The sequence below is a fragment of the Corynebacterium pseudotuberculosis genome (genome assembly GCF_002155265.1).
GTDB classification, from domain to species: Bacteria; Actinomycetota; Actinomycetes; order Mycobacteriales; family Mycobacteriaceae; genus Corynebacterium; species Corynebacterium pseudotuberculosis.
The window spans coordinates 1136666-1148112 of record NZ_CP021251.1 but is presented as its reverse complement, the minus strand read 5'-3'; the positions used below and the strand labels follow the sequence as shown (position 1 = coordinate 1148112).

Here is an 11447-nt window from a genome sequence, read left to right as displayed (position 1 = left end):
GCGGGTCACATTAGTGATCCGCAACCTTAGTTTTGAGGATCGCCAGGATCTCCTCGCCAGCCCAGTGGATGCCATCGTGCTGATACTGATTGGTGATGTGGAGGCGGGCGTCGCAAAGCTTATCTGCGGTGTGCAGCGAATACTCATAGGGCACAAAGGCATCGTCGACGTACACGCACGCGGCTACGACGGGGCTCTGCGCCAGCACTTCCGGGCGATACGGTGACGCATCCCACCGCCGCATGGCCAAGTCCTGCGCAGCCTGAGCAAACGGGACCAGGGCCGGATCCTCCTCGAACTGCCACGGATAAACGTGCTCGCCGGTGAGATAAAACTTCTCAGAGCTTCGCGGATCAGCATCCTGCGCAAACCCCGCTATTTCCCCACGGAGGCGGTGGGCGGACCACGCCGTCTTTGCCCCGCCGATCCCACCATAAATCGACTCGTGTATCGCGGCGTAGAGCGGGGCACTAGCAAAGCTTACTTTTGCGCCAACTGCCGCCAGGAAATCAGTTCTGAGCTTTTTCTCCCCGGATCTCTGAAATGGGCTCTCCAGAAGATACGCCAAAGAATAGAAACCCGCCGACCTACCAAGATCACTGCCGATGGTGCGGAATCTTCTCGAGCTAAGCCGCTCCCCCGTGGGGAGTTTCTCATCTGAGTGATCAAGGTGATGGCAGATTTCTCTGATGCGTGCTTCGGCCCACGGGAATTGCCTATAGAACTCCTCACTGCGCCGGGCGATGGTCGCGTAGGTGGCACGATATACATCGTCCACGTGAGCCTCAAGAGCAGGGAGGCCACCAGTGATATAGGACGTGGCAACAGAGCCCGGATAAAGCGAGAGGTAGGAAGCGACGCAGAATCCGCCGAAGCTTTGTCCGTACAGCGTCCATGCGGAGATTCCCAAAGCTTTCCGCAACGCCTCGGCGTCATGGACGATGAATTCTTGGCGCAAAAGGTGCAGTTTGTCTGCGTCAGCACTCAGGGTATCGCAATCGATGCGATGAGACCGACCAGTCCCGCGTTGGTCTAAAAGAACCACGCGATGCGTCTTCAGTGCTTCCTTGATTACACCGCTGATAGAAATCGGGCGCGGAGCCGGAAAGCCGGGACCTCCTTGAAGGTACAGAAAGGCCGGATAATCTTCTCCGCCAGAGGGCACCAACTCGCGGGCAAAAAGCTCAAACGTTCCCAGCTCCGGATTCTGTGGGTCCCAAGGGACCTCCAGGGTGTGTTCATGAACTGTGCATCCAAGGTAATGGCTCATCATGGCGTTCATCGTATTCCTCGAGATGCTGTGCGGTATAAGCCGCGCCTGTGTGTGCCTCGCATTCGTGCACCGAGATCTTTATTTCCCCACGATAGGATTGGGGCATGGAAAACGTGGAAGCTCTCCGCCTCGCCCACGAGGCTGTTCTGGAAAGAATCGTCAATTCTGCCGAGCGCGCCGGACGCGACGCCGCAGAGGTCCGGCTTATCGCGGTGACCAAGACTCATCCGGTGGAGGTAGTTCGGGATGCGGTGGCTGCGGGGATGACGGTGTTGGGTGAAAATAAGCCGCAGGAGCTTTCGTCTAAAGCCAGCAAGGTGTCGGGAGTGACGTGGTGCGCGATTGGCCGGCTGCAGCGTAATAAGGCCAAGGAGGTGGCGGCGTGGGCGCAGGAGTTCCATGCGTTGGACTCGCTACGTCTGGCCGACGCCCTGCAGAGAAAGCTAGAGGCTGCAGACCGCATGCTAGAGGTATTTGTTCAGGTTAATACTTCCGGGGAGGTGCAGAAAGGCGGCATTGCTCCGGCCGAGGCTGCGGAGTTTTTAGGGCAGCTAGCCGACTATGACCGCCTCCACGTACGAGGGCTGATGACAATGGCTAGGAATTCCCCCGAGGAGGCCGTTGTGAGGTCATCGTTTGTGCAGCTGCGCGAGCTTCGCGATACCCTACAGCCGTACTTCCCCACCGCAACCGAGTTATCGATGGGTATGTCCGGCGACTTTGAATGGGCAATCGAGGAGGGCGCGACGAGTGTGCGGGTAGGCAGCGCGCTGTTTGGCCCCCGTGGGGAATATCTGGGTTAGGTGCGCAGGAGGGCGCCGTGTTTCACCACGGTGATCTGCCATCCGGCGCTGCCGACCTCATGGAAATCGGTGACGGCGTGACCGTCGTCGGCGGCCCATCGTGGAATGGTTTCAGTGGCTTGGGTGCAGTCGAAGTCAATGACGAGCGCTTCCCCGTCGCTGAGCTGGTTGATGGCGGTTTTTGCGTCGATAAGCGGGAACGGGCACACCGCACCCAGCGTATCTATCACGTATGTGCCCGGTGCTACTGCGCGCAATCCTTGCTTATCGACGCCCACCTTCACCCCCGCCGGCGCCACCTCAAAGGTGCTGTTCACACGAGTTTTCTGCGTAGGCTTGAGCCATGCCTTCGCGGCAGCGGCAACTCCTAGCCCGATGAACAGCAGCGCCACCCACCCCTGGTAACTAAACAGACTGGTCTGTACCATGCCATTCCCCACGGTGCATCCGCCAGCAAGCGCCGCACCTATGCCCATGAGCGTGCCACCTGCGATCGAGCGTATCGAGGTCGTCGCATCCGGCACCCGCACCCGAAACTCACCCGTGGCCTTTGCCGAAGCAAACGACCCTACAAGAATTCCCACAACAAGCAGCGTCCCCCAATTCAGGAATTTTGCGTCGCCCGTGGTGAGCCAACTAGTCAAGTGCGCTGTTGGGGTGGTGATGCCTAGGCCGTCGTTACGCCCAGTAGCAGCCGACAGCGGCCATGCAATCACCCCGAGAATCCCCACGAGGAGACCAGCCGTGTTCAAGCTCAGCGGGCGCTTCCATCCAGTGCGCCCAAGTGTGGCCACGCTCGCCCCATCTTTGCTGCGGTAATACCACACCGAATACACCGTAAGCAGCGAAAGCCCAATCGCGAACCACCACGGGGAGAGCCCAAACGTATCAGGAATGGTGGTTGCGTTGATGGTAAATCCCTTGAGCCAGGTCGCTCCCCCGTGGAGAATTCCGGTCTTCATCGCGGCAGCCGATATGCCATAGAAGAGCAGCGCGAACCAGGATCCGACCAATCCTTCCCCTGAGCGATACCACGTCCCGGAGGCGCAACCACCGGCCAACACAATGCCGATACCGAAAATAAAGCCACCTATAACAACGGCAAGAGGCGCGAACGCATCCACTGGAGTGGTGATGACACCGAGCGTGCGTAGCGCCGATAAGCCCACCGCATGCACGGAAATCACAATAAGAAGCGCCACAAAGCCGCGCCACGTTTTTAAAAGATAAATGTCTCTGAGCATTCCGGTGACACAGAAGCGACCACGCTGCAAAACAACGCCGAGCACTGCGCCAAGGAGAAGACCTGTTGCAATCATGAGGGGTATTCCTTTTGGTCTGGGATGCGTACCCCACACACGGTAGACATATCCGTCTAGAACTACAAGGATTTTAAAGACAATTCTGTCTATTTTGAATAAATAGGGGTTTGCTGCGATTTTTTAAAATTCACCTTTACCCCCGTGGGGAAACTATGCGGCGTCGACGAATACCTCACTCGGGTATACACGCAACTAATCGACCCAATGGGATCCGCACTCGTTGGAACCTACCTGGTGTTCGAGAATGGTCTACGAGGACAGATGATTCACCGGAAGTGGGTCCTCCGCCTCCTGCGAAGTACGTCTTGCGGCTTTCGCACGTAACCATAAGGCGCGTAATCCGGAGCTTGCGATCAAAGATGGGAAAACGTATCCATTGCGGGGCAGAATACTCCGAACTCAGCGTATCGAACTCGTCCAACCAGATAGTGACAAATGCAAAGACGCTTCCCTCTTACAGCCCACCCCAAGAGGTTGACAACATATCAAGGAAGATTGCGGTAAAAAAATTCATCAACAAAAGGGGCTTTGGCAGCCATAAGTTGTGTCGCAACTGCACTTGTCGCTCCGGGCAGTGCAGTTGCTCAAGATGCAAGCCAACTATCTAGTAGGGATTCGTTAACTAAGGAGTCAGTCTTCGAATTGTCCTCTGGTGAGACAAAAGCTATCGATGCGTCAGTTCTGGAGGACAAACAATCCGTGAGAGTCACCGTAGAACGGTCTCTACGTGCAAATCTTTTAGCCGCCTCTAATAATACAGCGCCAACTTGCGTGACTGCGGAACACAAGAGAGCCTTCATTAAGGTTCAAAACGACTGCCCTACCCCGGAAGCATGATCTTCCCCAGTGCTACGTCCGGTATTTGGAACGGGTTGAACGTATCAAAGAATTCACGGCAGTTTATCTCGTTGCCGATATGGAATACCCCGAGTCGAATGCTCTGGTTCGCGAAAACTTGTTGTTTGATTTAAGAACCAGAGTGATGGCTCGTTCAATGAAGATGAGTGGGATTTGTACAGCTACTCCACGGCGCTAGACATGATTGGCACTAGACACGATTGATGAACCGATTGCTCCAGGAACAGCTGTTTCTCGGTTATGGGAAGACATGCTGCTTGCGGATGAACGAAAGTTACATACACAGAGCTCATGGCGGTTAGCTTTCTTCTTTAAGAAAGCTTCTACGGGCTACAGGGCCTCCGTTTTTCATTGTATGGGCCGCCGGCTATCACGGTGATGCCATTTCTAACGAAACGATCGTCGATTTAGCCGGCGCTCCACCGGATTAGGCTTGTCTACTAATGCCCCGACTACCGGGGTATTACTTACGTAGGCGCATACTCCACCGTGATGGATCTGCTCCACGGGGGTCACGTCGGCAGGCACATCTTTGGTCATGGTTACCCATGACCTCGGCATAGCGGCTTCCGCCGAGCTTTTTGCGCGCGTTCATGGGCAGATAGCGGATAACGGGGTGTGATCACCGCTTACGTTCAAAAGTATCGGTAGCCACAGCCGCCACAACCCCCAAGCACACAAGACACACCATCGGACCGAGTGCCATCCACGGAGCGCGTTCTAAATAACGCGTAGATTCTTCCAGAATCACGCCCCAATCAGGGCTTCCGACGCTGGCCCCCACACCTAAGTATCCCAACGCCGCCAGCGAGATCGCATTGTGAGCTATTCTCCCCACGGAGTGGCGGATTACTGCCGGCGCAGTCCACGGCACAACATGGTGGCGCAGCAGATGCCATCGGGTGGCTCCCATCGTTGCGGCGAAACGATAATGCCCGCTGGCTTTTGCCTCTTGCACCACCGCTGCACAGTGAGAGGCCAGCGGAATCCAGCCAACGGCTAGCACTGCAACTGCAGCCGTGCTGGTGGAAGGACCTAGGACCCCAGCCAAAATGAGGCCGAGGAGTACGGCGGGGAAAGCGTTGAGAGCATCGCCAATATGCAGCACCCACGACCCCAGATGACCAGCAATCAGCCCGATAAGCGCACAGGTGGCGGTCACTGCGATGGCGACTCCTACGGAATAGGCAAAGCCGTCGGCAAGCCTGGCCCAGATGTCGCGGCCAAGCTGATCTGCTCCCAGCGGATGGCTAAGGGAATACCCGGCAAAACGGTCGTCGGTGTTAATCGCGCCGCTACGCACAACGCCTACGCCCACTGCGACGAGCGGAAGCACGGCCACGACAAGGCTGATGCGGTCAAACAACACGCTGGTGCCTGCACTCATGCCTGAGCTTAACGACGCCCCTGCCACGTCGCTTTCCAGACGTCGCAAGATGAAGCGCCGCAGCCAATTTGCAGCGATTCCGCTCACTGCGCCAACAACAAGCACCACGAACACTGCAGCCTGTAACACAGGAAGATCAGAACTCAGCGCAGAGTCCACCACGGTGCGACCAAAACCGGGAATATTAAAGGTAACTTCCACGGCCGCGGTGCTGGCAAGCGTTCCTGCAAAGAAAAGGGTGAGCAGAGGAATCGTGGGAACCAAGGAACGCCACAGCAGTTGGCGGACGATGCGAGAATGCGCCACGCCATTGATCCGCCACGACTCCACCCAGGTCTCTTGTATCGCGGAATCAGCAGAGATAAGGAGCACTCGCCCATAGACGCCACCAGCGCATACCCCCAGGGCCAACGACGGCAACACCATGTGCGCCGGCGACGACCACCCTCCCACGGGTAACACGCGCAGAGTCAAGGCAAAAAACCACAACACGATCACAGCGACAACAAAATCCGGAAGCGCCGCCAGCGCCGCCAAAACTTGAGGTGCTGCCGCCCCAGCGCTTTTACCTCGAGCTGCCCCGGCCAGGCGTGGCCCCACTATCATCAGGGCCACCACCAAACACAGCATCGTGGAGGCAAAAGTAAGAGTGGCTGTAATCCCGAATCCGTGGGTGGCCTGCTGCCAGGCATCCTGCGCAGGGTTGGTCCATGAAACCCCAAATTCCCCACGGAAGAGGCCGGCAAACCACCGCGACACCGATTCCCACGGAGTCTGGGGAAGATCGAATTCCTCCCGGATCGCTTGAAGTAACTCGGGAGTTGCCTCGCGTTCGCGTTCGCGGGCACGGAGGACGGCAAAAGCCGGCTCGCGCCCCGTGAACCACGGTAATAAGGAGGTGGCCACGAGGGCTAGCAGATATGTTGTTACAGCAATGCTCGCAGTAGCGAGCGTGCGTGTGCGAAGACGAGGCGGTCTCATGTGGGTTACTTCTTAGCGGAAAGTTCCGTCTTTTCTGTGATCAGGGAACGCTCCATGGGATCGGTAGACAGGCCCTCTACGTTTTTAGAAGCGATCAGCAATTGCTCGTGGGCCAGTGGGACGACGGCTCCGGTGGACACGATGTCTGCGCCGATGGATGCGGCGTTCTGGAGACGGGTGTTGAGGTCTTTCTGGCCCTTAGCGTCGGCAATTTCTTTGTCGATCTTCGGATCACAGAGGCGCGATAGGTTATAAGCTCCCTCGCAAGAGAAGTCGGTCTCTAGGAATGCAAGAGGATCGCCGGCGCCAAACATGTAGTTGCGGGATCCGATGATGGCATCAAAGGAGCCGTCGAGAAGCTGTTTTTCCAAGGACGCGTAATCGGCGACCGTGATTTCCACGTTAAAGCCCAAAGCACGAAGCTGGTCGGCGATGAGATTCGCGGTTTCGGGGAGCTCCGCGCGAGAGTCCCAGGTAGCTAGGCGAACAGTCTTGCCCGCCCCGAGAGTCGCATCGGCCTTAGGAGCCTCCGTTGCAAGCGACTTAGCCTTCTGAGCTGCAGCCCACTCGGTGTCCTGGTTGAAGAGAGAGCTTTGCGTCTTGTTGGCTTTACCCTCGTAGATTTTCTCCACGATGGGCTCGGTCTTGATGGCACCCGCGACAGCAGCACGCAGGTGGGCGTCTGCAAACACGCCCTTTTCAGCGTTGAGGTGGAGCAGCACGGCGCGTGGGAGGTGGACGTCGGTGATGTGGGCGTCGGAAAGCTCTGGCAACGAGACCACGGGGACTCCCTTAACCACGTCCAGGTCACCAGCGCGGAAAGCATTGGCGCGGGCTGCGCCGTCTTCAATGAAGGAGACTTTCAGAGCGGAGGTCTTGGGTTTGCCGTTCCAATAGTCGCCAAAGGCCTCAGCGGTGACGGAACCGTCGGTCTCTTTCTTGACCAGCTTGAAGGGCCCTGTCCCGTGGGCAAACGGGTCGGAATTCTCCCCTTTGTATGCGGCTTGAGCAAGGATGGCGGTGCCGGGGTCAGAGAAGCGCTGAACCAAAATGGGGTCAGCCTTGGGCGACGTGACGGTCACCTCATGCTCGCCGGTGGCCTCAACCTTGAGGTCTGCCTTACCGAGTCCCTTTGGTCGGGTAGCTGCGGAAAGAGCGTGGTCGAGAGCATTTTCACGGCCTTTGCGTCGAGTTTGCTTCCATCGTGGAATGTCACGCCCTGGCGCAGACTAAGCACAGCAGTGCGGTCATCCTTCATCTCCCACTTCTCAGCGAGTACTGGCTTAAGCTTTGCATCCTCATCAAGGGTTACCAGGGTCTCCGCGACCCCCATGCGCAGGTTAAGCACGGAGTCGTCGGAGAACGGGGAGAAATCAGCGACGGGCTTGAACTGCAGCGCAACGCGCAAGGTCTGTCCGTCGGTGGAGTCAGAACCTGAGTCGGTAAAACAACCAGACAGAGTCGCGGCAACGGTCAGGGTGGCAACTGCCAATCCGAGTTTCTTCATTTTCATTGTTAAATGTCTACTTTCTTTTTTCTTTAAGTTTGGCAAGCCCCACCGCCGAGACGGCAAGCAGCGCAGTCATAGTCAGCCACGGGATTGCGGCCGCCGGCTGCGTGATTTCCGCTTTGTCCAATGTCGCCCCCACGGCCACAGAGCCCAATAGAACTGCCAGGCCTCCGAAGCTGTTGAGGAATCCGTAGTAGGAACCTAAATTCTCATTACCGGCTAGGTCACCAACAAGGTCTCGGGCTATCGGGACCGCGATCATGATGCCGGTATGCAGCAACAGCATCATGATCACCGCTGGCAGGTACGCTGCCCAACCGTGCACAGTCATCCCTGATGCAGCCCCGACCACGGCAAAGCTCACAGCCATAAGACCAAAACCGCTGCCTAGGACCACTTTGGAAGGCTGCTTCTCAGCCCAGCGGGTCACGCTCGTTTGCAGAGCAATCACAAAAATCGCCGCGCCGGCAAAAAACCAGCCCAACGAGCTATCCGAGCCAGTAGCACGCCGAAGCTCCACCGGGAGGGAAAGATACTGTTGGTTATAAGCAAGCAGATAAGTGGAATACAAAGCAGCAAAGAGCACAAACTTTTTATTGCTCATCACGCTCGCCCATACTGCGATCATTCCCAAAGGAGAACCCTCCCCGTGGGGAATTGTGCTCTTATTCCAGCGGCGCCATAGCAGTGTATGCATGGCAAAGATCCCGGTGAAGATGGCAGCACCGACGAATGAGACCGTCGAAAAGCCTAGGGGGATTAATACCGCCCCCAGCAAAGGTCCCATCAACGAGCCCATTCGGGAATAAGACGCGTCTAAGGCAAACAACCGTGCGCGCGTAATCACACCCTGTTTTTCCAAAGTAAAGCCTTCAGTGGCAAAAATGGATTCCACTGCTGGAGAAAATAGTGCTGCGGCGAATCCGATCAACACCACGCCAACTGTTATCGATCCAATGCCGGTAGCTAGCCCCACGGTGATAAAGCCCAGCACCCGAATGGCAACGCCCATCAACAAAATGGGACCTGCGCCATATTTGTCGGCTAATCCGCCGCCTAGGAAGAACAATCCTTGTTGGCTAAATGTACGAATCCCCAAAACCAAACCGACCACGGTGCCCGCAGCCCCAAGGTTTTCTGAGAGTTGAACTGCAATAAATGGCACCACTAAGTAAAACCCGATGTTAAAGAGCATCTGGGTGACAAGCAGCGTAGAGATGTGGATGGGAAGATGAGTTAATTTCACTGATCAAGCTCCACGGCTGCGCGGAGAAATAGCTGTACTTCAGGGTCGTTCGTTTTCACCAGGTCGGCTGGGCCGATATATCGAACTGTTCCGTCAATCATCACAAGAAGCTGATCGCACATGGCACGCAGCGCGGCAACATTGTGGGATACAAAGATAACTGTTGCTTCGGTTTCTATGAGCAGCGTCTGCAATAGCCGCGAGGTCTCATCATCCAGAGCTGAAAAGGCCTCGTCCGCGATCACAAGTTCAGGGGATCCCAGCAGAGCACGGGCGATAGCTACGCGCTGGCGTTGCCCACCAGAGAGCTGCCTGGGTTTGCGTCCTGCTATCGACGGATCTAGCCCAAGTGCCTGCAAAAGGCCGGGTATTTCCCCACGGAAGTGGTTGAGTTTTTCCGTGCTCCCCGCCTGCCCACGAAGCCGAATCACTTGCGGCTCAATGATGCACTCGGACACTGTCATCCGTGGGCACAGCGAGGAACCAGGATCTTGAGGAATGTAGCCCACCACTGCCGCGTCGACGCTCACGCTGCCGGAATCCGGGGCGATCATTTTGGTGATGAGGGAAATCAGCGTGGTTTTGCCGGCGCCCGACGGCCCGATGACTCCGAGTTTCGCGCCCGTATTCACCTCAAAAGATAGCTTTTCGACGCGCCCAGCCACGGTAGCTTGGCAAAATTTTACAAGAACTCGCCTGGTCATAGCTCTACCACTTTTCCGTCGGCAACATGCAGCTGCCTCGTGCCCAGTCGCTTAGCCACCCCCATAGTGTGAGTAGAGACCACTACTGCACCGCCCGTGGACTCATGGAATGTATCCAACGCATCGATTACTTCGAGTGTGGCTATGGGATCGAGGGCTGAGGTCGGCTCGTCGGCAAGCAAAAGCTCGGGGTGCGACGCAAGAGCTCCCGCGATTGCCACGCGCTGGCGCTGCCCGCCTGATAGTTCCAACGGGTAGCGGCGCCCCAATTCGCCGGTAATGCCGCAGCTGGTCAAGGCTTGCTCTGCCACCTGCTTGGACGCAGCCATGAATCGCACCTGTTTATTGCAGCGCACCAAAGGATTAAGCGAGCCCAAAGAATCCTGCATGATCAGCGACGTACGGCGTGCGCGCTTGATATCGCCTGTGACGACGATTCCCGGCGTCGTTGCCCCACACAACGCACGCAACAACATAGTTTTTCCTGAGCCGCTGCGACCAGTGATCGCGATTTTGTCGCCAAGAAAAATATCAAACTTATCCACGCTCAGCAGCGTCGTACCAGACGATGTTGCTATGGTGAGGCCCCGTACACTAACGATCGGCTCAGTGGAGTCGCATTCCACGGTTTACTCCTCACGGGCCTGGGCGGTTTTCCCGGCGCAACCCCGAGGGCGACGCACCGATCCTATTGATCCTATTGAACGCAATTCGTTTTTCAATAGTTTTGTCGCCGGTTAGCTTAGCGCAAGCACAGGTGTGCACCTAACCCGGATTCAGACCTTCCTGAGGATTCCACACCCAGCGCTTTCCCAAGGAATCCTGAAAGCTAATCCTCACTACTTGATGCCTGGTACTCGATAACAGCGCGTGCGTCTGCGAAGACCCACATTCCTCCGGAAGCTCCCACCCCTGCTCAAACCTATTGATAGCAAAATAACGACCTGGTGGAAGTACTTTTATGCACAAAGGTCGGGTGGTGATTCCCTGAACCTCTACGTCGATCTGTACGTTGTAGAAGATCGATACCTGCGAGCCTTCATTGGATACAACAAGGCCCCACTGCTGGCATGTGTCTTGTTGGTCGCGGTAGGCCCACCAGGCCTGTAATCCCCCTGCGATCAGACGACGATCGCGTTCCATATCTCGGTGATCCCGCTCTTGCTCGCGCTTGTGCATAGCAAGCTCGGTTTGTCGTTGTTCCTCACGAATCTGCCTATTGAGTTCAACGCTCAAGCTTTCTGTCTCTCGGGCATACTTTTCAGATTTTCTCGACTGCCGATTCGCCTGGACCGCGACGAACAGCGCCGCGAGGCCGCTCAAAGCTCCCGCCCATTCCGCTAGTGATCCTATGTCCATAGAT

Annotated in this window: 9 protein-coding genes and 1 pseudogene; 1 reads left to right on the top strand and 9 read right to left on the bottom strand. The window is 56.6% G+C overall.

Annotated elements, in window-relative coordinates:
- Window positions 1-10: 10 nt before the first annotated feature.
- Window positions 11-1282: an alpha/beta fold hydrolase gene (locus CpATCC19410_RS05385; RefSeq protein ID WP_013242418.1), complete on the bottom strand. Its 1272-nt coding sequence runs from the start codon at window positions 1280-1282 to the stop codon at window positions 11-13.
- A 95-nt stretch (window positions 1283-1377) separates the two neighbouring features.
- Here CpATCC19410_RS05385 and CpATCC19410_RS05380 point away from each other — a divergent pair, with 95 nt between their 5' ends.
- On the top strand, window positions 1378-2076 hold the full coding sequence (locus CpATCC19410_RS05380; RefSeq protein WP_013242419.1) for a YggS family pyridoxal phosphate-dependent enzyme: 699 nt from the start codon (window positions 1378-1380) through the stop codon (window positions 2074-2076).
- Here CpATCC19410_RS05380 and CpATCC19410_RS05375 read toward each other — a convergent pair.
- From CpATCC19410_RS05375 to CpATCC19410_RS05335, 8 genes and pseudogenes are all read right to left on the bottom strand, one after another.
- The gene (locus tag CpATCC19410_RS05375; protein WP_013242420.1) at window positions 2073-3395 is read right to left on the bottom strand and encodes a YeeE/YedE thiosulfate transporter family protein; all 1323 of its coding nucleotides are present in this window, start codon (window positions 3393-3395) and stop codon (window positions 2073-2075) included. The genes CpATCC19410_RS05380 and CpATCC19410_RS05375 overlap by 4 nt on opposite strands.
- A 1248-nt stretch (window positions 3396-4643) precedes the next feature.
- Window positions 4644-4796, bottom strand: a complete 153-nt coding sequence (locus CpATCC19410_RS10835) for a hypothetical protein (RefSeq protein WP_014522864.1) — start codon at window positions 4794-4796, stop codon at window positions 4644-4646.
- An 82-nt stretch (window positions 4797-4878) separates the two neighbouring features.
- Window positions 4879-6624, bottom strand: coding sequence for an ABC transporter permease subunit (locus tag CpATCC19410_RS05365; protein WP_014401318.1), 1746 nt, complete (start codon window positions 6622-6624; stop codon window positions 4879-4881).
- Between the two features lie 5 nt (window positions 6625-6629).
- A pseudogene (locus CpATCC19410_RS05360) lies at window positions 6630-8137 on the bottom strand (ABC transporter substrate-binding protein).
- A gap of 10 nt (window positions 8138-8147) precedes the next feature.
- Window positions 8148-9380 carry an MFS transporter gene (locus CpATCC19410_RS05350; RefSeq protein ID WP_014401319.1) on the bottom strand — a complete coding sequence of 411 codons (1233 nt, stop codon included), beginning with the start codon at window positions 9378-9380 and terminating at the stop codon, window positions 8148-8150.
- Entirely contained in the window at window positions 9377-10084 is a 708-nt protein-coding gene (locus tag CpATCC19410_RS05345; RefSeq protein WP_014401320.1) for an ATP-binding cassette domain-containing protein, read from the bottom strand. The genes CpATCC19410_RS05350 and CpATCC19410_RS05345 overlap by 4 nt, the downstream gene beginning before the upstream one ends.
- Window positions 10081-10710, bottom strand: coding sequence for an ATP-binding cassette domain-containing protein (locus tag CpATCC19410_RS05340; protein WP_013242426.1), 630 nt, complete (start codon window positions 10708-10710; stop codon window positions 10081-10083). The genes CpATCC19410_RS05345 and CpATCC19410_RS05340 overlap by 4 nt, the downstream gene beginning before the upstream one ends.
- A gap of 139 nt (window positions 10711-10849) precedes the next feature.
- A complete protein-coding gene (locus CpATCC19410_RS05335) occupies window positions 10850-11443 on the bottom strand; it encodes a hypothetical protein (RefSeq protein ID WP_013242427.1) in 594 nt (197 codons plus the stop codon).
- Between the last annotated feature and the right edge of the window lie 4 nt (window positions 11444-11447).